The organism is Micromonospora chokoriensis (genome assembly GCF_900091505.1).
Lineage (GTDB): Bacteria > Actinomycetota > Actinomycetes > Mycobacteriales > Micromonosporaceae > Micromonospora > Micromonospora chokoriensis.
Window position 1 is genome coordinate 1,578,150 of record NZ_LT607409.1, and the last position, 20,934, is coordinate 1,599,083.

Consider the following 20,934-nt stretch of genomic DNA (forward strand, 5'->3'; position numbering starts at 1 on the left):
CCCCCGGTGCTTGGTTGCGCGTGACCTGGCGTGAGTCTCCTCCGATTCAGGGAGGAGGCGCAGCGTTATCGCCGACCTCGGCGGGGTAACCGGCGGTCGAAGGCCCGGGAAGCCGGGAGTGTCCGGAATGATGGATTTCGCCGACAACGTTGCGTAATCGGTCGACTACAGAGCATGATGGGGGCGGCGACAAGGCCACATGTCGTCCGCGCCGCCTTGGGGAAGGCAGGCCGGGCGATCGGGGGGAATTGCCGGCTGACGTGCATCGACGAGGTCGGTAGGTACTGCAAGGGGGGACGAGTACACATGGGCATGATCACTGACTGGCCGTCACTGGCGGCATGTCAGAACGGGGACCCGGACGCGTTGTTCGTACAGGGCGCCGAACAGAACGTGGCGAAGCGGATCTGCCGGAGCTGCCCAGTTCGGTACGAGTGCCTGGCCGACGCGCTGGACAACCGGATCGAGTTCGGTGTGTGGGGTGGCATGACCGAACGCGAACGGCGGGCGCTGCTGCGCCGTCACCCGCAGGTGACGAGCTGGCGCAAGATGTTCGAGGCCGCGATGAAGAAGAACAGCAAGGACAAGAGCGGCAAGGACAAGATCCTGGTCACCGCTACGAACTGACGCCGGTCACGGCCGGCTGATCGCCGCGCCGATCGTCCGCAGCCCGTCGACGTCGTGTACGTCGGCGGGCTGAGCCGTCACCGACACCGCAGGCACCTCCGGGAACGCCTCGGTGAAGCGCGCCGCGACCTGCTGCTCGCGTACCGCCTGACGGGCCAGTGCCGCGTGGGCCCGCAACACGTCGACGGTGGCCTCGTGCCCACCCAGCTCGGTCAGCCGCTCGGCGGCGACCCGGCTCTGTTCGGCGTCCAGCTCCGGCACCGCCGGTCGGTGCACCCGGTTGAGGACCAGGCCGGCGAGCGGCATCCGCTCGTCGCGCAGGCGGCCCGCGAAGTAGGCGGCCTCCCGGACCGCGTCCGGCTCCGGTGCCGCGACCAGCAGGAAGGCCGTCTCCCGGGCCTGGAGGATGCGGTACGTCTGCTCCGAACGCTGCCGGAAACCGCCGAACATCGAATCGAGGGCGGCCACGAAGCCGGACAGGTCGGTGAGCAGTTGTGCGCCGAGGACCTTCTGCACCACCTTCGAGAACATCCCGAACGACGCCGTGACCAGGCTGAACATGCTCCGTCCGCCACTTCGCGCCGGGGCCAGCAACAGGCGCAGCATCCGGCCGTCGAGGAAGCGGGAGAGCCGGGCCGGCGCGTCCAGGAAGTCCAGTGCCGAGCGGGACGGTGGCGTGTCCACCACGATGAGGTCCCACTCGCCGCGGGCGTGCAGCTGGCCCAGCTTCTCCATCGCCATGTACTCCTGCGTGCCGGCGAAGGTCGAGCTCATTGCCTGGTAGAACGGGTTGGCGAAGATCTCCGCGGCCTTCGTCGGATCGGTGTGCTGGAGCACCACGTCGTCGAAGGTGCGCTTCATGTCCAGCATCATGGCGTGCAGCTCGCCGCCGCTGCCCTCGACGTCGATGCCCTTGACCTGGCGAGGGGTGTTGTCCAGCTCGGTCAGCCCCAGCGACTGGGCCAGCCGGCGCGCCGGGTCGATGGTGAGCACCACGGTGCGTCGGCCGTGCTGCTCGGCGGCTCGCAGGGCCAGTGCCGCGGCGGTGGTCGTCTTTCCCACCCCGCCGGCACCGCAGCACACGACGATCCGCACGCCTGGGTCGGCGAGGATCTGGTCGACGTCCAGCTGCGGCGCCGCGTCTTCGGAAGGCACCAATCGAGCGTATCGGTCCGCGTGGGTCGACGCGCCCGTGCTGAGCTCAGGTGTGAGTCAATCGGCGCTGACGAGGGCCCGGGCCAGCGCCGTCAGGCCCGCCCGGTCGACCCCGTCGGGCAGCAGCGGCAGCTCGCGCATCGGCAGCCCCAACTCCACCAGGTCGGCGCGGAGCGAATCCTCCAGTTCACGCCGGATGAGCTGGTCCCGGGCCTCGCCGTGCAGACCGGCCACGGTGTCCCGATCGGCCGGCAGCCCGGCGGCGACCAGCCCGCGCCGCAGCTCCGCGGCGGTGACCGCCGGGCCGGCCGGCAGCCGGGGCCGAGCGCCGTTGACGATCACCTGCCCGATGCCGAAGCCGAGCGAGGTCAGGTCCGCGATGGCGTCCACCGTCTCCTGGACTGGCATCTCCTCCAGCAGCGTGACCACGTGCACCGCTGTCATCGGGGAGCGCAGCAGCGCCGAGACCCCCTCGCTCTGGGTCTTGATCGGGCCGACCTTCGCCAGCCGGGCGGTCTCCGCCGTCACGTTGAGGAAACGGCCGATCCGCCCGGTCGGCGGAGCGTCCAACACCACCGCGTCGTACGCGCGACGCTGCCCGGAGGTGCGGGTGGTCGCCTCCTTGACCTTGCCGGTGAGGAGTACGTCCCGCAGGCCCGGCGCGATGGTGGTGGCGAAGTCGATGGCACCGAGCTTGCGGAGGGCCCGGCCGGCGGCCCCCAGCTTGTAGAACATGTCGAGGTACTCGAGCAGCGCCTCCTCGGCGTCCACCGCGAGAGCGCGTACCTCACCGCCGTCCGGCGCGTCGGCGAGGTGCCGCTCCTCGTACGGCAGCGGGTCGATACCGAACAACTGGGCGATGCCCTGCCGTCCCTCGACCTCGACCAGCAGGGTGCGCCGACCGCCGGCGGCGAGCGCGAGAGCGAGCGCCGCCGCGATGCTGGTCTTGCCGGTGCCGCCCTTGCCGGTCACCACGTGGAGGCGGGCGGACCATCCGGTACCGGCCGGCTCGGTCGGCCACTCAGCTGCAGACACCAGTCGAGCCTATCCAGGCCCGGCGGTCACGCGACCTCGCAGACCCACCAACCCGTCTTCTGCACCACAGTGAAGCGCAGGTCCTGGTCAGCCACCTTCTCGTCGGAGGTGGTCATGGTGACCCGGGTGGAGACGGTGGCGCGGTCGCCGGTCTGGTTGTCCACCTTCGGGGTGGTCCATCGGAAGCGTGGGTTCTGGTGCGTGGAGGCGTACTTCTCCACCTCGGCGATCTTCGCGGCGATCTTCTCGTCGTCGCGGGAGGCGGCGCAGACCCGACCGGCCGCCTTGTCGACGTCGCGGTCCTTGTAGACCGCGGTGAGGAACTCGTCGACGGCGACCGTCGGCTCCTTGGCGCCCTCACCGGTCTCGGCGTTGCGCAGGGTCAGGAACGCCACCGCGCCGCCGCCCACGCAGAGCACCATGATCACCGCCAGGGCGATCACCGCGATCAGCAGTCCACGCTTCTTCTTCGGCTCGGCCGCGCCCTGGTAGGGCGCGTACGCCGGCGGAGGTGGGGGGATCTCCGCGGCGCCCGGCGGTGTCGGGGCGGCAGCCGCCGGGGGGCCGCCCGGCCCCTCCGGTTGGCCGGGACCGCTGACCTGACCGGGTGGCCCGGGGAGTGCGGGCTGGGCGGGGGACGCGGGGAGGGCGAGTCGCCCGGACGGCGCGGCGAGGGCTGGCTGGCCGGGGATGGCCGGAGGGCCCGACTGGCCGGCGGACTCCGGGTGGGCCGAAGGGTGGGCGGTTGGGCCGGCCTGGTCGCCGCTGGGCGGTTGGGTCATCGTCGTTCCCTCGGGGGTGCGACGCTCGCCGCCACCCAGGGCGCCGAGCGTGATCGAGCGGGCGGCCGGGCGCTGCGCGACCGTCCGACCGGAAGGGTAGCGGTCGATGAGCGGATCGGCGTCGCCCTGCCGTGCCGCGCGGGCGTCGGTCGGCCGGGCGGGCACCCGGGCCCGGGTCGACGTCGACGCCCTCGCGCTGGCGATCTGTCGCATATGTGACTGTTGGTGGCTGGTTGTGCGCGTCCTATTGGCGGGACTGGGGGCACCGACCTACCTTCGTCCCGGTGCGGGGGGCGGAACGGATGAACACGTCCGGGCCGGAAGCATGATCCGAGAGGTACGACCGGAGGCAGTGCATGCGCGACGCGGACAACATCCCCCGCACCCAGTTTCCGACCAACGACCGGCCCCGACGGCCCGCGTCCGTGGTCGAGGCCGGCGGGGGGCCCGTCGGTGGCCAGCCGGTCAACGAACGGTCGTACCGTCGGATGCCGGAGCAGGCGGAGGCGGCCCGGACGCCGAGCCGCCCCGCCGAGCGGGCCCGCGACGACGACGAGGCGGGCTACGTCATCCACCTGCCGATCCGGGTGCCGAGCCTGGCGGCGGCGACGGCGCTCGCCGGTCGGGTCGCGGTGTCCCTGGGCTTCCTGCCCGAGCTGGACGCCGGCGAGACCACCGTGTCCAACGCCGACGACCAGAACAACCGGCACCGTGTCTTCTGCGACCTGCTGCTGCCCGACCGGTCCCGCTGCCCCCAGGGGTACGAGCACGAAGGGCTCTGTGGGGAGTTGCCGGCCACGCCGGAGCAGCGTCCCGCGTCCCGCCCGGCCGGCGGACCGTAGGCTGTCCCTCGAACAATTCCGCACCGAGAGGGAGCCCTTCAGCGATGCAGAAGTGGGAATACTCCACGGTCCCGCTGCTGGTCCACGCGACCAAGCAGATCCTCGACAACTGGGGCGAGGACGGGTGGGAGCTCGTCGCAGTGGTCCCCGGGCCCAACCCGGACCAGCTGGTCGCCTACCTGAAGCGGCCCAAGGCGTGAGCAACGGTCCGCACGCGAAGCTCGCCGAGCTGGGGTTCGAACTGCCCGAGGTCGTGCCGCCGGTGGCCAGCTACGTGCCGGCCGTGCAGTCCGGCCAGCACGTGTACGTCTCCGGCCAGTTGCCGATCGCCGAGGGCAAACTGCTCGCGACCGGCAAGGTCGGCGCGGGGATCTCCGCCGAGCAGGCCAAGGATCTGGCCCAGCGCTGCGCGCTCAACGCGCTGGCCGCCGTCGACTCGCTGGTCGGCCTGGAGAACGTGGTCAAGGTGGTCAAGGTGACCGGTTTCGTGGCCTCCGCGCCCGGGTTCACCGGTCAGCCCGCGGTGATCAACGGTGCCTCCGACCTCTTCGGCACCGTCTTCGGCGAGGCCGGTCGCCACGCCCGTAGCGCCGTCGGTGTCGCCGAGCTGCCCCTCGACGCCCCGGTGGAGATCGAGTTGATCGTCGAGGTCGCCTGACGCGTCGGCGTCACCAGCGATCAGTCGGAAGGAAGGGCTCCTATTGCGGCCCTTCCTTCCGGTTCGCTGAACAAGATCGTGGGGTGTGGCGAGCAGGGTCGTACGATCGCAGCCATGAGCGGGCACGTGACGGCGCCGGCGGCGGCCCTCGCCGGCGAGCTGCCGACCTGGGTGACACTGCTGCGCGCACCGAACCCCGGGCCGATGACCCTCGACGGCACCAACACCTGGGTGCTGCGCGCCCCGTCGGCCGACCGGGCCGTGGTGGTCGATCCGGGACCGGCCGACGAGGGGCACCTGAGCCGCATCGCCGCGCACGGGCCTGTCGGTCTGATCCTGATCACCCACGGCCACCCCGACCACACCGAGGGCGCCGCGCGACTGAGCGACCTGCTCGGCGGTGTGCACGTCCTCGCCGTCGACCCGGCGCACACCGTCGGCGGTGAGCCGCTCACCGAACCCGGTGAACACCTCGGCGGCTTCGGCCTGGAGATCCGTCTGCTGAGCACGCCAGGGCACACCGCCGACTCGGTGTGCTTCCTGGTCGAGCACGGCGACGAGCAGGCGGTGCTCACCGGCGACACCATCCTCGGCCGGGGCACCACGGTCGTCGCCCACCCCGACGGGCACCTGGGCGACTACCTGGCCAGCCTGGAGCTGCTGTCCGCGTACCGGGGAATCCGGGCCCTGCCCGGGCACGGCCCGGCGCTGGCCGACTGCGGTGCCGCCGCCGACTTCTACCTCGCGCACCGCCGGGCCCGGCTCGACCAGGTCCGGGCCGCGGTCGCCGCCGGCGCCCGCACGCCCGCCGACGTGGTGGCCGCGGTCTACGCGGACGTGGACCGCTCGCTCTGGTGGGCGGCCGAGTGGTCGGTCCGCGCCCAGCTCGAATATCTGGGTGTCGACTCTGGGGAATCCGCACCCGGGGTCAGTGGGTTGGAGCACATGTGACCTGCCCCGTGTGTGGAACCGTCGCCGTTCCCGGTGCGCGGTTCTGCCACAACTGCGGTGCCGCCCTGCCGGCCGCCGCCACGTTGCCGGCGGCCGAGCGCCGGGTGGTCACCGTGCTCTTCGGTGACCTCTCCGAGTTCACCTCATGGTCGGAGGACCTCGACCCGGAACGCGTCGGCGCGGTCACCGACCGGGTGCTCGCCGCACTCGCCGGTGCGGTGAAGACGTTCGGCGGGCACGTCGACAAGCTGACCGGTGACGGGATCATGGCGGTCTTCGGCGCTCCCGTGGCGCACGAGGACGACGCCGAACGTGCCGTCCGCGCCGCCCTGTCCATGCAGCGGGCCGTCCGCCGGGTGCTCGACGACGAGCGGGGCGGCGGAGCGCCGCTGGGCCTGCGGGTCGGCCTGAACACCGGCGACGTCATCGCGGGCATCCAGGCAGCCATCGAATACACGGTCATCGGCGACACGGTGAACACCGCCGCCCGGCTGGCCGACGCCGCCGCCGTCGGCGCGGTGTACGCCGGCGGGCGCACCGCCGCCGCCACCCGGCACGTCGCCTCCTGGCGGGCACTGCGCCCGCTGCGGCTCAAGGGCAAGCGGGAGCCGGTCGAGGCGTACGAGCTGCTGGGCCTCCTGGACGCGCCGGGCACCCGCTCGGGTCTCGGCGACGAGGCGCCGTACGTCGGACGGGAGACGGAGATCGGCCGGGTCGCCGGTCGACTCGCCGAGGTGATCGACCAGGGGGACCCGCGGGTGCTGCTGATGACCGCCGAGGCGGGCATCGGCAAGTCCCGGTTCGCCGCCGAGGTCGAGCGCCTCGCCGCCGGGTACGACGTGGGCGCCGGCCGCTACGCGGCGCACACGGGAGCCCGGGTGCTCTCGGTGCGGTGCGCCGCGTTCGGTGAACGACGCCGGCTCGCGCCCCTGGCCGACCTGGTCCGTGCCGCCGTCGGCCTGCCCAGCGACGCGGCCACCGCGCTGACCCGACCGGCCGTCGAGGAGAGGCTGCGGCGGCTCGGGCAGCGGCTCGCCCGCTCCGGTGGTGAGACCGCGCCGATCGCCGCCGAGCAACTGCTCGCCCTGCTCGGCTACGGCGAACTCCCCGCGCACGCCGGCACCGACACCGGTGAGTGGGGTGGGTCGGGCGTCCCGGCGGCGGACTCCGAGACGGTGCCGAACGCGGTCGCCGACCTGCTCAGCGGCCTCGCCTCGGAGGCGCCGCTGGTGGTCGTCGTGGACGACCTGCACGACGCCACCGCCGAGACGATCAGCGCGCTCGGCATGACCCTGTCCCGGCTCACCGGCCCGGTGCTGGTGCTGCTGCTCGGCCGACCGGAGCTGGTGCGTACCGCCGGGGCGTTGACCCGGGTCGCGGACGCCGAGGTGCACTCCCTGCCACCACTGCGCGGCGCCGACGCGGCGCGGCTGCTCACCAGCTATCTCGGTGGCGGCAGATTGCCGCAGGCCGACACGGACCGGCTGCTCGCCACCGCGCAGGGCAACCCGTTCTACCTGGCCGAGCTGGTCACCCTGCTGATCGAGCGGGGAGCGCTCACCACCGAGTCCGCGCGGGGGGTCCGCGCACCGGGGGAACGGCCCGGCGACCGCGAGCAGAGCCCGGCGGCCGGGTGGCGGTTGGTGCCCGGCTCGCTGGGCAGCCGACTGCTCTCCCGGGACCTCGCCGCCGTCCTCGCCGCCCGGATCGACGCCCTGCCGCCGGACGCCCGTTCGGTGCTGCGGGACGCCGCGGTGATCGGTGACACGGTGCCGAACGGGGCGTTGGAGGCGATGCGTGAGCAGCGCGCCGGCCGCGACGGCCGGCCGTCGGCCGTGGTCGCCGTGGAACTCGACCGGGCCGTCGAGGAGCTGCTGCAACGGCGGATGCTGCACCGGTCCCGGACCGGATACTCGTTCGCGACCCCGCTGATGCGGGAGGCCGCGTACGCCGGGGTGAGCAAGGCCGAGCTGGCCGAACGGCACGCCGCACTGGCCCGCTGGGCGGCGCCGGCGGAAGAGTCCGCCCCCGCCGCGCCGGGCGGGTTCACCGACGAGGCCCGGGACGACTTCGTGGCGACGCACGTCGAACGAGCCGCGACGCTCGCCGACGCGGTGAAGCTGCGCCCGGACGCGCCGGCCCGCGCTGTGGTACCGCTGGGCGTCGCCGCGCTCGGCCGGGCCGCCCGCCGGTCGCTGTCCGCCGGTGAGCCGGTGCTGGCCGTCGAGTACGCCGAGCGCGCCACCGAACTCGCCCGTGACGGGGTGCCGGCGGCCGATCGGGTGGTGCACGCCCGGGCCCTGCTCCAGGTCGGCCGGGTCGCCGACGCGTTGGCGTACGCCGAGAAGATCGCCGCGAACGCGGGCGACGAGGCCACCCGGGTCGGTGCCCTGCTGCTCGCTGGGCAGGCCCAGGAGACCCTCGGCGATCAGGGCCGGGCGATGACCGCCTGGCAGGAGGCGTTGCAGGTGGCCACGGCGGGCGGCCTGCCCGTGCACCGCGCCACCGCGATGCGCCGGATCGGGATGGCCGACTTCGTGGCCGGCCGGCTGAGCCAGGCGAGCAGCCGGTTGGCTGCCGCGTACCAGGTCAGCCTCGGCGCACAGGACCGGCGTGGGCAGGCGTGGTCGCTGCAGAACCTGGCCTGGGTCACCACCACCCGGGGTGACTTCGCCGGCACCGACGCGGTGCTCGGCCGCGCCGCCCGGCTCTTCGCCGAGCTGAAGGACCCGTACGGGCAGGCCTGGCTGCGCGGCACCACGGCGTTCGCCCGACTGCTCGCCGGGCGGCTGCGCGAGGCGTGTCGGATGGCGCAGGTGTTCCTGCCGTTCGGGGAGCGGGTCGGCGAGGCGTGGGCGGTGGGCACGCTGCGCGCGGTGGCCGCTTTCGCCACCGCCGAGCTGGGTGACCTGGCCGAGGCGGACCGGGAGGCCCGGCGGGCGTACCGGGAGTTCGCGGCCGCCTCCGACGACTGGGGGCGCGGGTTCGCGCTGGTGGTCCGCGCGGTGGTGGCACGAGGGCTGGGCGAGTCGGAGCACGCGGCGGACCTGCTCAGCGACGCCCTGGCGTACGCCGAGCGCACCTCGCACCCGCTGCTGACCGGGATGGCCGGCACGCTGCGCGGTTTCGTGGCGTTGGACCTGGGCGACTGCGAGACCGCCGAGCAGATGGCCCGTTCGGTGCTGACCACGGTGGAGCCGCACAACCCGCAGGCCCCGGCGCAGGTGGCGCCTCGGGTGCTGCTGGCGACGGCGCGTCTGGCCGTCGGCGACTCGGCGACCGCGGTCGGGCTGCTCGCCCCGGTGGCGACGGCCGCCGCGAACGCGCCCTCGCTGCTGTTCTCCCGTCGTCAGACGATGGCTCAGTACGCGTCGGCGCTGCTCGCCCACGGTCAGCGGGAGCAGGCGTTGGACTGGGCCCGGCGGGCGGTCACCGCACCGGCCGAGGACGTGCGCAGTCAGGTGATCGCGGCCAGTGTGCTGGCCGAGGCGCTGGCTGCCTGCGGCCAGCCGACGGAGGCGCTGTCCTACGCGGACGAGGCGGTCCGCCTGGCGTACGCGACCGAGCAGCGCAGCGAACGCGCCGCCGCCGACGCCCTGCACGCCCGCCTGAGCACCTGACTGCGGTGATCAAGAGGTTTGCGTCAGGAAACGGTCGTGCGGTGACCGAAACCTCTTGATCAACCTGAAGGGTCGGGGTTGGGTTTCTGCCGGTTTTGGGGATGTGGTGGTCGGGGGTAGCGGCTAGCGTGTCACCACCGTGTGCTGGTCCACAGTGGTGACCGTCGCCGTGCCTGGGGAGGCCCTTCATGAAGCTGCCGCGTTCCATCGCGGGCTGGACCATCGCGGTCTTCGGCGTGTTGGCGCTGGTGATGGGCGCGGTCGGGCTGCTCTGGCCGGAGGCGCAGTTGCGCATGCTCGGGTTCGAGGTGCCGGAGACGCGTGCCGTCGGTGACCACACCGGCACGTTCCTGCTGGCGTCGTCGATGGCGGCGTTCAACATGGGTGTCTACTACCTGCTGGCCACTGTCACCGAGTGGCGGGCGTTCTACCGGTTCACAGTGGTCTTCCGGTTGGTCACGTTCACCGTCTTCACCATCGCCGTGCTGGCCGACATCGCCCCCGACCGGTTCTTCGGGGTGGCGGCCTGGGAGGGGCTGGGAGCCGTGGCCACCGCCGTCGGCCTGCGCCTGGACGCTCGCCGGGGCGACGTCGTCACGGCCGACGGTGCCACGGCGACTGCGGCCGCCGAGGAGGGTGCCGGTCCCGCCGGAGCCGCTTCGGCGGACGCGGTGCGCTGAGCCATCGGTCGGGTTGGGTATTTTCGAGCGGTGACGGACACCCCGAGCGGCGGCTTGCCGGTTCCGATCGTGCCCGGCCTGACTGATTTGCGGGTTTTTGCCCGGGGTGGATACGCGACGGTCTACCAGGCCACCCAGATCTCGGTGGGTCGCGAGGTCGCCGTCAAGGTGGAGAACCGGACGCTGGACAGCGAGCGGGATCAGGCCCGCTTCCTGCGCGAGGCGCGGGCGGCCGGCCGGATGTCGTCACACCCGCACGTGGTCGACCTCTTCGACGTCGGGGTCACCGTCGACCAGCACCCCTACCTGATCATGGAACTCTGCGACGGCTCGTACGCCGAGCGGATGCGCACCTCGCCGCTGGGCCCGGTCGAGGCTCGTGACCTCGGCATGAAGATCGCCGACGCGCTGGCCCACTCACACGCCGCCGGGGTGCTGCACCGCGACGTCAAGCCGGCCAACATCCTCCACTCACACTTCAACTCGGCGGTGCTCGCGGACTTCGGGCTGGCCGTGGCTCGCCGAGCACCGCGACGCCTCGGTCACGCTGGAGGTGCTCACCCCGGCGTACGCGCCACCGGAGATGTTCAGCCACAGCCCGCCGTCACCGGCCGTCGACGTGTACGCGCTCTGCGCCACCCTCTACGCGGTGATGCACGGCCGACCACCCCGCTGGCAGTCCGAACGCAATCCCAGCCTGGTCACCGTGCTGGAGATGTTCAACCAGCCGCTGCCCTCGTTGCCCGGGGTGCCGGACGAGCTGATCGACGTCCTGCGCCTCGGCATGGCCAACGATCCCGCCGAGCGTCCCTCCGCCCTGGAGTTGCACGACCTCCTCGCCAACCTGCCCCTCGGGCAGCCGTCGGCACCCGTCAGCGGTGCCCCGGTCAGCGGTGGCGGCACCCTCTCCGGCGCCTACCCGGTCAGCCGGCCCGTGCCGCGCCCGGCCATCGAGGACACCCAGCAGGCGGTGCCCAGCGGTCGGCGCTGGCGGCGCTGGTTCCTCGGCGGCGCGGGTGTGGTCGCTCTCGCCGCCTCCGCCACCGCCGGGGCCTGGGTCGCCGACCGGGGGGCGGTGCCCACCCCGAACCCGTCGGTCACCGAGGTCGCCGCGCCGGCGACCGGCCCGCTGCCCGGTTGCGCCACCGGCTCCGGTGCGCCGACCGCCCTGCCCGATGGCGCCCGCTGCCTGCCGGAGCTGGAGTGCTTCGGCCCGGTGCGGATCCGGGGCGACCGCGCGGAGGCGGCTCGGCTGCCCTGCGCCGGTCGGCACACCTGGGAGACGTACGCCGAGGGCATCCTGCCGGTGTCGCTGGTCGGTGCCGCCTACGACGACGTGATCGCCGCCGCCCCGGTGCGACAGGTGTGCAGCGCCACGACGTTCCGGTTGACGACCGGGATCGCCGAGCCGAGCGGCTGGCACCTGGAGGTGCTACCGCCGGTCGACGGCAGCATCGACCGGGCGTACCGGTGTCTCGCCGGGCGGGGCGTGGACGCGCTCGCCGCCCCCACCCTCACCGGCCGCCGCTGAGCCCGTTCGTTCCACGTCGCCGGTCACGCACCGCACGCAACGCGTCCCGACTGTCGAGGGCGTCGAGGGTGTCGGCGTCGATCCCGTAGGGCATCAGCTCGGGCGGCCCGACGGCCGCCGAGCGGTCCACCGGTTCCGGCGCGTCGCCCTGCCGGGCGGCCGAGACGGCGACTCCGGCGACCATGGTCAGCAGGACGCAGAGAAGTGCCAGGGCGACGCCGAGAAGATCCTGTCGACGCCAGATGACCAGCATGGCCAGCGGCGCGAGGGCTCCCAGCGCCGCGAGCACCGCCACCGTCCGCGCATCGGGTCTGGGCAATCGGCTCACCCGTCCAGCATGTCGTGACGAGCCCGGCTGTCAACCGCAGAGCCGACCGGCGCGCCGATCAACATCGATCGGTGGACCCGTCCGACATCGTCGTCGACGTCCACACTCAGTGGACGAGAGCCGCTACTCTCGGTGTCCCGCAGGCTCTTCCGGCAGCGAGGTCGCCCATGAACTCAGGCAGGTCGCAGTCCCGGCTCCGCTCGGTCGCGTCGACGCTGGCCGTCGCCCTCACCCTCGCCCTGGCCGCCGCCGCGGGCTGCGACAGTCGGCAGGAGCCCGACCTGCAATCGGTGCAGGAGAAGATGCGCGAGACGCACATCTACGGCCAGTCGAAGCTGCGGATCGGTGTCGCCACGAACGAGCCGTTGATGGGCGAGTTGCGGAACGGCAAGCACGCCGGTTTCGACGTCGAGATCGCCAAGTACATCGCCGCCTCCCTGGGCTACGAGGGGGACCAGCGGCTGGAGTTCGTGCCGGTGGCCACCGAGGAGCGGATCCCCGCGCTCCAGGGCGGCACTGTGGACCTCGTGGTCTCCAGCTTCTCCATCACCGAGGAGCGCAAGAAGGTGGTGAGCTTCGCCGGGCCGTACTTCGTCACCACCCAGGAGGTGATGGTGCCGACCCGGTTGAAGGGCAAGATCAGCACCATCGAGGACCTCCGTAACCCGGACTACAAGATCTGCACCAGCGGCGGCTCCACCACCGAGGCCGAGCTGGGAAGTCACCAGGTCAAGGCGTTGGTCGTGAAGACCGTGGGTGACTGCGTCAACGGCATCCGGGCCGGCCGCTACGACGCGGTCAGCTCCGACGAGACGATCCTCGCCGGCTTCCTGGCCCGGCACCCGAAGGAGTTCGAGATCGTCGACCTGCCCTTCGGCACCAGCGAGTTGCTGGGCATCGGCGTGCCGATCGGCGACCCGGCACTCCGCGATCTGGTCGCGTTCTTCCTGCAGAAGAGCTACCAGCAGGGCCGCGACGAGCAGGCGAGCCCGTGGCAGACCGCGTACAACCAGACCCTCGGTCCGTGGCTGACGGCCGAGAAGCGCCAGCCGCAACCGCTGGAGGTGCCGAAGCTCGTCGACTTCGACGACAAGGCGCCCGCGAAGTGAGCGCGGCGACCACCGCCGCCGGCGGCGACGGCCCGGTCCCGCCGCCCCGCCGATCCGTGCCGGGTGACGACGCCACCGCACCAGCCGGCGACGGTACGGTGCCCGTGGCCGGTGCTGCGGACACCGTCGACTGGCCGGCCGGAGTTCCGGTCGCCGAACCCGCCGAGCCGGTCGTCGCCGAGGTCGAGCCCGGGCGGGTCCGGTGGGATCCGGCCGAGCGGCGCGCCCGAGCCAGCCAGTCGTTCTGGACCGCGGTGGTGGGCGTACCGGCGATCTTCTCGGTGCTCCGCCTCGGCGTCGAAGCCGGCGGGGAACTCCAGACCACGCTGTTGCTGGTCGCCAACGTCGGGCCGGTCAACCTGCTCGCCGGCTTCCTGACCACGGCGGCCCGGCTGCTCTCGACCGGGATGGTCGCCGTCTTCGCGCTCGGGGCGGTGCTGGCCGTCAGTGCCGACCAGTTGCCGCCGGGCACCCGTCGCCGTCCGCTCTTCGCCCGCTGGGCCGACATCACCCCGGCCTGGGTGGTCCTGGCCAGTTTCCTGCTCGCTCTGATCACCTGGCCGTTGCTCTACCTTCCGTTGCTGCTGCCGGCCTTCGTGGCCGCGTTCCAACTCCGCCCCGCCCGCCTGCACGAGCGGGTGCTGCCACGGCTGCTGATCATCGTCGCGCTGCTCGCCGGGTACGGCTGGCTGATGCTGCCCACACTGCGCGAGGCGGTGAAGCAGGGCGATGAGGGGCTGGTGCTGGCGCTCATCGTGGTGCCTCCGCTGCTCGCCCTGTTCATCGCCGGGCCCCTGCCGGGCCTGGTGATCCGGCCGCTGGCGTCGGTGACCGAGGTGGCGGTGCTGGTCACGCTGGTCTGGGCCGCGGTGCCGGTGATCAGCACTCCGGTGCTGCCGCTGACCGTCACCACCGTGGGCCCGGAGAGCGGGCCGACCGAGGACGTACGCGGGCACGTGGTCACCACCGACGACGTCAACATGGTGATCCTTCAGGAGCAGGGCGGGGTCCGGTACGTCCCGGTCGATCTGGTCCGTGCGCAGGTGCTCTGCCCGAGCGAGGAGGAGCTGCCCCGGCACCAGTTGCGCATCCACGACTTCCATGTCGAGGACTCCCTGTTGGAGGGCATGGGTCGACGGGTCCGCCCGGTGCACCGCATCGACGCCGCCTGCCGCACCGCGCTCTGACCGCTGAGTCAAGAGCCCTGCATATACAGTCGCGCGGTATATGCTGCGGCGATGACGAAGGCTCCCCTGCACGAAGCGACCTACCTGATCCTCACCGCGCTCGTCGAGGCACCACGGCACGGGTACGCCGTCCTCGAAGAGGTCCGCCGAATCTCCGACGGGCGCGTCGACCTGCGCGCCGGCACCCTCTACGCGGCCCTCGACCGGCTGCGGACCGAGGGTCTCGTCGACATCGAGCGGGAGGAGCAGGTGCAGTCCCGGTTGCGGCGGTACTACCGACTCACCGCGTCGGGAGCCCAACGCCTGGCCGAGGAGTCGGCGCGCCTGCGGAGCAACGCCGAAGCGGCCAGCGTACGGCTGCGTCGTGCCGGCTTCATCCTCGACGGCGGTGCGGCATGACACTGGACCAGTCGTACCGGTGGCTGATGGCCTGTTACCCGCGCGCCTACCGGCGGCAGTACGAGGACGAGATGATCGGGGTGTTGCTGGACGACGCCCGGCCGGGTCAGCGCAGGCCCGCGATGCGAGACGCACTCTCCCTGCTCGGCGGGGCGGTCGGTGCGCACGTCCGGCAGGCCGGTGTCCGATTCTCGGGCTATGCGTGGCGGGAGGCGGCGCAGGCAATCGGGCTGATCGCCGCGTTGATGTTGTTCGTGCGGGATGCGCGAGTTCCGGTGCTGCACCTCGCCATGTTCGCGGACAGCTATCCCGAGGGGTTGGGAGAGAGGTTCGTCCTCTGGCCGGTCGGTCTGGTGGCGCTGCTGTGGCTCACCGTGGCGGTGTCGGCCGTGTTCGGGTGGGGCCGGGCGGCAGCCGCGATCGCCGTCTGTTGCGCGGCGTTCGAGGTGGTGCGGGTCGCCGAGGCTTACGGGCAATATTCCACAGTGCGCAATCTCTGGCCCGCCGTGCTCGCCGCGATGGTTCCGCTGATGCTCGCCGTCCGTGCTCCCCGTTCCGCCACGGCTTCCCTCAGGCGCTGGAGGCTCGGCACGCTGGCGGCGGCGACGCTGATGAGCGTCGGTGCTCCGAGCGTCGCCCAGGTGACTGGTGCTGATGACTCGACGACTCCCGTGTACGGCACGTGGATCTTCACCGTCGGCGTCGGCCGCATCGAGGCGATCCTGCTGACCGCGGGATACCTGCTCTTCGCCCTTGTCATCCTGTCGACGCCGGCGGTGTTGCGGCGACGCCTGCTCGCGCTGGTGGTGCCGGTGGGGGTCACGCTGCTGCTCACCCGGGTGGGGCTCGGCGCCACGGGGCCGTTCCTGCAGCGTTCCACCCACGACGGTGTCCTCGCTGCGCTCACCCCGACGCAGTGGCTGGCGTTGGTGCTGACGCCCGCACTGCTCTTCGCGGTGGCCGTGGCCATCCTGCACCGCCGGGAGCGGTCGGGCACACAGGGCGCGTGAGGAGGCCGCACGTCACGTGGCCGAGCGGCTGATCGACTCGGTCTCCTGGAAATCGGGGTGTCACTGGCTTTCGGACACCCCGGAATCAAGGAAGCCGAGTTGATCAACCACCCCCGAATCAAGGAAGCCGAGTTGATCAACCGCCGGGCGGGCCGGCTCGGCCCGCCCGTCGGCGGGGTCAGTAGGACTTCTCCTGACCCAGGACGTGCTGGGCGACGAAGTTGAGGATCATCTCCCGGCTGACCGGGGCGATCCGGCCGGCCCGTACCGCGCCGAGCAGCGTGGCCACCCCGTACTCGGTGGTCATGCCAGCCCCGCCGAGCACCTGGACGGCAGTGTCCACGGCGAGCGCGGCGGCCTCCCCGGCCGCGTACTTGGCCATGTTGCCGGACACCCCAGCCTCCAGGTCGCGGCCCGCGTCGTAGAGGGTGGCCGCCTTCTGGATCATGAGGCGGGCCAGCTCCACCTGCACGGCCGCGTGTGCCAACGGGTGCGAGACGCCCTGGTGGGAACCGATGCTCCGACCACCCCAGACCTTGCGGGTGGCGGTGTACTCGCTGGCCCGTTCGATGGCGTACCGGCCGGTGCCGGCACCCATCGCCGCCACGGTGATCCGCTCCGGGTTGAGCCCGGCGAAGAGCGCCGGCAGCCCGGCGTCCAGCGACTCACCGAGCAGCGCGTCGGCGGGCACCCGCACGTCGTCCAGGTAGAGCAGGAACTGGTTCTCCGGGGACACGATCTCCATGTCCAGCTTGGATCTGGTCAACCCGGCCGCGTCGGTCGGCACCAGGAACAACGCGGGCTTGAGCCGCTGCGGAGACGTATCCCCTGAGCCGGCTGGGCCGTCATCGACGGCGACACGGGCCACCACCAGCACGTGACCGGCCTCGTCGACACCGGAGATGTAGCACTTACGACCGTTGAGCAGCCAGCCGTCGCCGTCGCGGCGGGCCACGGTGCCGAGCCGGTGGAAGTTGGAGCCCGCCTCCGGCTCGGTGATCGCGAAGACGATCTTCTGGGAGCCGTCCGCGAGACCGGGCAGGTGTCGTTTGCGCTGCTCCTCGGTGCCGTGCCGGGTCAGCACCGTCGCCGCGATAGCGGGGGAGACCACCAGCAGCAGCAACGGGCAGCCGGCCGCCGCCAACTCCTCACAGACGATCGCCAGCTCGGTGATGCCGCCGCCCCCACCGCCGTACTCGGTGGGGATGTTGACCCCCAGGTAGCCGAGCCGGCCGGCCTCCGCCCAGAGTTCGGTGGTGTGTTCGCCGGCCCTCGCCTTCTCGACGAAGTAACCGTGGCCGTAGCGACGGCCGAGCGCCCGCACGGCGTCGCGTAGCTGATCCTGCTCGGGGGTGAGGTCGAAGGTCATCGGGGATCCTCCTCGGTAGTGACCACAGCCAGCACGGCGCCCGTCCGGACCTGGCCGCCGGCCGGCACCGGCAGTTCGGCGACCACACCGTCGGTCGGGGCGAGCACGGGATGTTCCAGCTTCATCGCTTCGAGCGTGAGCAGCGGTTCGCCGGCCGCGACCCGCTGGCCGACCTGGACGTGCACCCGGGTCACCGCGCCCGGCAGCGGCGCGAGCAGCGACCCGGCGGCCACCTCCGCGGTGGGCAACGGGAGGCGCGGCAGCTCGGTCAGGCTCGCCGCCCCGCCCGGGCCGTCCACGAAGACCGTCGACAGCACCCGGTGTACGCGGAACGCGCGGCGGACCCCGTCGACGTCGAGCACCACCCGGTCCGGGGTCGCCTCGACCAGCGCCACCGTGGCGTCGTCGGCCGACGGGTCGGTGGACCATTCGGCGAGGCCGCCCGTGCGGTCCAGCCGGTAGCGGACCTCGATCTCGCCGTCGGGGCCGGTGAACCGGGTGACCTGCGGGACCGCCGGTACGTTGCGCCAGCCTGACGGCAGCCCGGCGAGCACCGGGGACGACACGCGACGGCCGGCAGCCGAGGCGAGCGCGGCGGCGAGGGCGGTGACCGGAACCTGTTCGGCGGGGAGCAGCGGGGCGAAGACCTCAGGGTGCCGGTCCAGGAAACCGGTGTCGATGTCGGCCGCCGCGAACTCCGGGCTGCGGAGCACCCGGACCAGCAGATCGCGGTTGGTTGCCACCCCGTGCAACTCGGCCCGCGCCAGCGCGCCCGCCAGCGCGCGGACTGCCTCGGACCGGGTCGGCGCCACGGCGATCACCTTGGCGAGCAGCGAGTCGTAGTGCACGCCCACCTCGGAGCCCGCCACCACGCCGGAGTCCAGCCGCAGGCCGGCCCGCTGGAGCCAGCCGAACTCGCGGTCCACTCCCGGCACGTCGAAGCGGTGCAGCGTGCCGGTGGCGGGCCGCCAGCCCTGCGCCGGATCTTCGGCGCACAGCCGCGCCTCGATCGCGTAGCCCCGCGCTGCGGGGTGCTGGCCGTGCTCCGGCAGCGGGTCGCCCTCGGCCACCAGCAGTTGCAGCCGGACGAGGTCCAGCCCGACCGGGGTGGTCAGCTCGGTGACCGGGTGCTCCACCTGGAGGCGGGTGTTCATCTCCAGGAAGAAGAACTCCCCGGTCGGTGCCAGCAGGAACTCCACAGTCCCGGCGCTCACGTAGTCCACTGCGCGCCCGGCCGCCACCGCTGCCTCGTGCAGGCGCTCCCGCAGCTCCGCCCCGACGACCCCGGGCGCCTCCTCGATGATCTTCTGGTGCCGGCGCTGGATCGAGCACTCCCGAACACCGAGAGCGGCGACCGTACCGTAGGTGTCGCCGAAGATCTGCACCTCGACGTGCCGGCCCCGTTCGACGTACCGCTCGATGAAGACGGTGCCGTCGCCGAACGCCGCAGCCGCCTCGCGGCGCGCGGAGGCGACGGCCTCGGCAAGCTCCGCGGCGTCCCGGACGATCCGCATCCCCCGGCCACCACCACCGGCGGACGCCTTCACCAGCACCGGGAAGTCGGTGACCTGGTCGGCGTCGGTCCAGCTCGGCAGCATCGGCACACCCGCCTCGGCGAGCAGCGTCTTCGCCGCCAGCTTGTCGCCCATCGCGGCGATCACCTTGGCCGGCGGCCCGACCCAGGTCAGCCCGGCGTCGGTCACCGCCGCCGCGAACTCGGCGTTCTCGGCCAGGAACCCGTAACCCGGGTGGACGGCGTCCGCGCCGGTGCGCCGGGCCGCGTCCAGGATCAGGTCGACCCGCAGGTACGTCTCGGCCGGAGTGTTCCCGGGCAGCCGGACCGCCTGGTCGGCGTCCCGGACGAACGGCGCGTCGGCGTCCGCGTCCGAGTGCACGGCCACCGTGTCCACGCCCAGCGCCCGGCAGGTCGCGAAGACCCGGCGCGCGATCTCCCCCCGGTTGGCAACGAGCAAGCGTTCGATCATCGATTGACCCCTCACATCCGGAAGATGCCGTAGCCGTCGGCACCCTTGACGGGTCCGCTGTGGATCGCCGAGAGGCAGAGCCCGAGGACGGTACGGGTGTCGCGCGGGTCGATCACCCCGTCGTCGTAGAGCCGGCCGGAGAGGAACAGCGCACCGGACTGCGACTCGATCTGCTGCTCGACCATCATCCGCATCGCCGCGTCGGACTCCTCGTCGTAGTCGCGCCCCCGTGCGGCGGCGGCCTGCCGGGCCACGATCGACAGCACACCGGCGAGCTGCGCCGGGCCCATCACCGCCGACTTCGCGTTCGGCCAGGTGAACAGGAACCTCGGCTCGTACGCGCGGCCACACATGCCGTAGTTGCCGGCCCCGTACGAGGCGCCCAGGTTCACCGTCAGGTGCGGCACCGTCGAGTTGGACACCGCATTGATCATGAGTGCGCCGTGCTTGATGATGCCGCGCTGCTCGTACTCGGTGCCGACCATGTAGCCGGTGGTGTTCTGCAGGAAGATCAACGGGGTGTCGGCGGCGTTAGCGAGCTGGATGAACTGGGCCGCCTTCTGCGCCTCCTCGCTGAACAGCACCCCGCGGGCATTCGCGAGTACGCCCACCGGGTAACCGTGCAGCTCACCCCAGCCGGTGACCAACGCGCCCCCGTACGCCGGCTTGAACTCGTCGAACTCGCTGCCGTCGAGGATCCGGGCCAGCACCTCACGCGGGTCGAACGGCACCTTCAGGTCGGCGCTGGTGATGCCGAGCAGCTCCTCCGGGTCGTACTTCGGTGGCTGCGGCACCGCCGAACGCGGCGGCGGGCCGTGCTTGCGCCAGTTCAACCGGCGTACGCACTGGCGGGCCAACCGGATCCCGTCCCGCTCGTCCTCGGCCAGATGGTCCGCCAGCCCGGACGTGCCGGCGTGCATCTCCGCGCCACCCAACGACTCGTCGTCGGTGACCTCGCCGGTCGCCATCTTCACCAGCGGCGGCCCGGCCAGGTAGACCTGCGACCGGTCCCGAATCATGATCACGTGGTCGGACATCCCCGGCACGTACGCGCCACCGGCCGTCGCGTTGCCGAAGACCACGCTGACCGTGGGGATGCCCGCCGCCGAGAGCCGGGTCAGGTCACGGAACACCCGACCACCCGGGATGAAGATCTCCGCCTGGGTGGGCAGGTCCGCCCCGGCCGACTCGACCAGGTTGACCATCGGCAGCCGGTTGGCCAACGCGATCTCACCCGCCCGCCGGGTCTTCGCGAGCGACCACGGGTTGACCGCGCCGCCGCGTACCGTCGGGTCGTTCGCGACGATCAGGCACTCCACGCCCTCGACCACCCCGATCCCGGTCACCACGCTGGCCCCGACCGGGAAGTCCGTGCCGAACGCGGCGACCGGCGACAACTCCAGGAACGGGCTGTCCGCGTCCACCAGCAACTCGATGCGTTCCCGGGGCAGCAACTTGCCGCGCCCGTGGTGCCGGGACACGTACTTCTCGCCGCCGCCCGCCCGCGCCTGGTCCAGAGCGGCATCCAACTCGGCCAGCCGCTCCAGCAGGGCTGCCCGGTTCGCCACGTACCCGGGTGCCGTCGGGTCGATCGCGCTGTCCAGAGTGCTCACGGTGCCTCCTTCGTTCGCGACTGCGGGGCTCGCAGAATCGGCTCACTCCTCGC

At 72.4% G+C, this 20,934-nt stretch carries 18 protein-coding genes and 1 pseudogene; 12 read left to right on the forward strand and 7 right to left on the reverse strand.

Annotated elements, in window-relative coordinates; genetic code table 11:
• Positions 1 to 306 precede the first annotated feature (306 nt).
• Positions 307 to 627, forward strand: a complete 321-nt coding sequence (locus tag GA0070612_RS07450) for a WhiB family transcriptional regulator (RefSeq protein ID WP_088987245.1) — start codon at positions 307 to 309, stop codon at positions 625 to 627.
• A 6-nt stretch (positions 628 to 633) separates the two neighbouring features.
• On the opposite strand, the gene GA0070612_RS07455 is transcribed toward GA0070612_RS07450, so the two are convergent.
• The 3 genes from GA0070612_RS07455 to GA0070612_RS32430 are packed head-to-tail and all read right to left on the reverse strand — an operon-like array spanning position 634 to position 3,509.
• The gene (locus tag GA0070612_RS07455; RefSeq protein WP_197699328.1) at positions 634 to 1,785 is read right to left on the reverse strand and encodes an ArsA family ATPase; all 1,152 of its coding nucleotides are present in this window, start codon (positions 1,783 to 1,785) and stop codon (positions 634 to 636) included.
• A 54-nt stretch (positions 1,786 to 1,839) separates the two neighbouring features.
• Complete coding sequence (locus GA0070612_RS07460; protein WP_088987247.1) at positions 1,840 to 2,817, reverse strand: ArsA-related P-loop ATPase; 978 nt, start codon at positions 2,815 to 2,817, stop codon at positions 1,840 to 1,842.
• A 26-nt stretch (positions 2,818 to 2,843) separates the two neighbouring features.
• A complete protein-coding gene (locus GA0070612_RS32430) occupies positions 2,844 to 3,509 on the reverse strand; it encodes an Rv0361 family membrane protein (protein WP_408630558.1) in 666 nt (221 codons plus the stop codon).
• A gap of 446 nt (positions 3,510 to 3,955) precedes the next feature.
• On the opposite strand from GA0070612_RS32430, the gene GA0070612_RS07470 reads away from it, so the two are divergent.
• The 7 genes and pseudogenes from GA0070612_RS07470 (at position 3,956) to GA0070612_RS07500 (ending at position 11,881) form a co-directional block, all read left to right on the forward strand.
• A complete protein-coding gene (locus tag GA0070612_RS07470) occupies positions 3,956 to 4,441 on the forward strand; it encodes a hypothetical protein (protein ID WP_088987248.1) in 486 nt (161 codons plus the stop codon).
• Between the two features lie 44 nt (positions 4,442 to 4,485).
• Positions 4,486 to 4,641 (forward strand): DUF4177 domain-containing protein, encoded by a 156-nt coding sequence (locus tag GA0070612_RS31795; RefSeq protein ID WP_007466198.1) that lies wholly within the window; start codon positions 4,486 to 4,488, stop codon positions 4,639 to 4,641.
• On the forward strand, positions 4,638 to 5,099 hold the full coding sequence (locus GA0070612_RS07480) for a RidA family protein (protein ID WP_088950573.1): 462 nt from the start codon (positions 4,638 to 4,640) through the stop codon (positions 5,097 to 5,099). The genes GA0070612_RS31795 and GA0070612_RS07480 overlap by 4 nt, the downstream gene beginning before the upstream one ends.
• A 114-nt stretch (positions 5,100 to 5,213) precedes the next feature.
• Positions 5,214 to 6,050 carry an MBL fold metallo-hydrolase gene (locus tag GA0070612_RS07485; protein WP_088987249.1) on the forward strand — a complete coding sequence of 279 codons (837 nt, stop codon included), beginning with the start codon at positions 5,214 to 5,216 and terminating at the stop codon, positions 6,048 to 6,050.
• Positions 6,047 to 9,670: an adenylate/guanylate cyclase domain-containing protein gene (locus GA0070612_RS07490; protein WP_088987250.1), complete on the forward strand. Its 3,624-nt coding sequence runs from the start codon at positions 6,047 to 6,049 to the stop codon at positions 9,668 to 9,670. Before GA0070612_RS07485 ends, GA0070612_RS07490 begins: the two co-directional genes overlap by 4 nt.
• Positions 9,671 to 9,858: 188 nt before the next feature.
• On the forward strand, positions 9,859 to 10,350 hold the full coding sequence (locus GA0070612_RS07495) for a hypothetical protein (RefSeq protein WP_088987251.1): 492 nt from the start codon (positions 9,859 to 9,861) through the stop codon (positions 10,348 to 10,350).
• A gap of 69 nt (positions 10,351 to 10,419) precedes the next feature.
• Positions 10,420 to 11,881 (forward strand): annotated as a pseudogene (locus tag GA0070612_RS07500) (serine/threonine-protein kinase).
• On the opposite strand, the gene GA0070612_RS07505 reads toward GA0070612_RS07500, so the two are convergent.
• Entirely contained in the window at positions 11,865 to 12,209 is a 345-nt protein-coding gene (locus GA0070612_RS07505) for a hypothetical protein (protein WP_157742441.1), read from the reverse strand. The pseudogene GA0070612_RS07500 and the gene GA0070612_RS07505 sit on opposite strands and share 17 nt — an antisense overlap.
• A 167-nt stretch (positions 12,210 to 12,376) precedes the next feature.
• On the opposite strand from GA0070612_RS07505, the gene GA0070612_RS07510 reads away from it, so the two are divergent.
• From GA0070612_RS07510 to GA0070612_RS07525, 4 genes are read left to right on the forward strand one after another with little or no spacing between them, the layout of a single operon-like run.
• Positions 12,377 to 13,318, forward strand: coding sequence for a transporter substrate-binding domain-containing protein (locus GA0070612_RS07510; protein WP_088987253.1), 942 nt, complete (start codon positions 12,377 to 12,379; stop codon positions 13,316 to 13,318).
• Complete coding sequence (locus tag GA0070612_RS07515; RefSeq protein WP_088987254.1) at positions 13,315 to 14,505, forward strand: hypothetical protein; 1,191 nt, start codon at positions 13,315 to 13,317, stop codon at positions 14,503 to 14,505. Before GA0070612_RS07510 ends, GA0070612_RS07515 begins: the two co-directional genes overlap by 4 nt.
• Positions 14,506 to 14,556: 51 nt before the next feature.
• Entirely contained in the window at positions 14,557 to 14,904 is a 348-nt protein-coding gene (locus GA0070612_RS07520; RefSeq protein WP_088987255.1) for a PadR family transcriptional regulator, read from the forward strand.
• Positions 14,901 to 15,914, forward strand: a complete 1,014-nt coding sequence (locus GA0070612_RS07525) for a hypothetical protein (RefSeq protein ID WP_088987256.1) — start codon at positions 14,901 to 14,903, stop codon at positions 15,912 to 15,914. The genes GA0070612_RS07520 and GA0070612_RS07525 overlap by 4 nt, the downstream gene beginning before the upstream one ends.
• A gap of 178 nt (positions 15,915 to 16,092) precedes the next feature.
• On the opposite strand, the gene GA0070612_RS07530 is transcribed toward GA0070612_RS07525, so the two are convergent.
• Genes GA0070612_RS07530 through GA0070612_RS07540 form a run of 3 tightly spaced genes read right to left on the reverse strand, consistent with a single transcriptional unit; the run spans position 16,093 to position 20,881 of the window.
• Positions 16,093 to 17,283, reverse strand: coding sequence for an acyl-CoA dehydrogenase family protein (locus GA0070612_RS07530; RefSeq protein ID WP_088987257.1), 1,191 nt, complete (start codon positions 17,281 to 17,283; stop codon positions 16,093 to 16,095).
• Positions 17,280 to 19,268 carry an acetyl/propionyl/methylcrotonyl-CoA carboxylase subunit alpha gene (locus GA0070612_RS07535; protein WP_088987258.1) on the reverse strand — a complete coding sequence of 663 codons (1,989 nt, stop codon included), beginning with the start codon at positions 19,266 to 19,268 and terminating at the stop codon, positions 17,280 to 17,282. The genes GA0070612_RS07530 and GA0070612_RS07535 overlap by 4 nt, the downstream gene beginning before the upstream one ends.
• Positions 19,269 to 19,279: 11 nt before the next feature.
• A complete protein-coding gene (locus GA0070612_RS07540) occupies positions 19,280 to 20,881 on the reverse strand; it encodes an acyl-CoA carboxylase subunit beta (protein WP_088987259.1) in 1,602 nt (533 codons plus the stop codon).
• Positions 20,882 to 20,934: the final 53 nt, after the last annotated feature.

Excerpts from the sequence above, each read along its gene's own strand:
- GA0070612_RS07520 (WP_088987255.1), top strand. The coding sequence starts at position 14,557 with ATGACGAAGGCTCCCCTGCACGAAGCGACCTACCTGATCCTCACCGCG.
- GA0070612_RS07470 (WP_088987248.1), top strand. The coding sequence starts at position 3,956 with ATGCGCGACGCGGACAACATCCCCCGCACCCAGTTTCCGACCAACGAC.
- GA0070612_RS07510 (WP_088987253.1), top strand. The coding sequence starts at position 12,377 with ATGAACTCAGGCAGGTCGCAGTCCCGGCTCCGCTCGGTCGCGTCGACG.
- GA0070612_RS31795 (WP_007466198.1), top strand. The coding sequence starts at position 4,486 with ATGCAGAAGTGGGAATACTCCACGGTCCCGCTGCTGGTCCACGCGACC.
- GA0070612_RS07495 (WP_088987251.1), top strand. The coding sequence starts at position 9,859 with ATGAAGCTGCCGCGTTCCATCGCGGGCTGGACCATCGCGGTCTTCGGC.
- GA0070612_RS07485 (WP_088987249.1), top strand. The coding sequence starts at position 5,214 with ATGAGCGGGCACGTGACGGCGCCGGCGGCGGCCCTCGCCGGCGAGCTG.
- GA0070612_RS07535 (WP_088987258.1), bottom strand. The coding sequence starts at position 19,268 with ATGATCGAACGCTTGCTCGTTGCCAACCGGGGGGAGATCGCGCGCCGG.
- GA0070612_RS07450 (WP_088987245.1), top strand. The coding sequence starts at position 307 with ATGGGCATGATCACTGACTGGCCGTCACTGGCGGCATGTCAGAACGGG.
- GA0070612_RS07530 (WP_088987257.1), bottom strand. The coding sequence starts at position 17,283 with ATGACCTTCGACCTCACCCCCGAGCAGGATCAGCTACGCGACGCCGTG.
- GA0070612_RS07525 (WP_088987256.1), top strand. The coding sequence starts at position 14,901 with ATGACACTGGACCAGTCGTACCGGTGGCTGATGGCCTGTTACCCGCGC.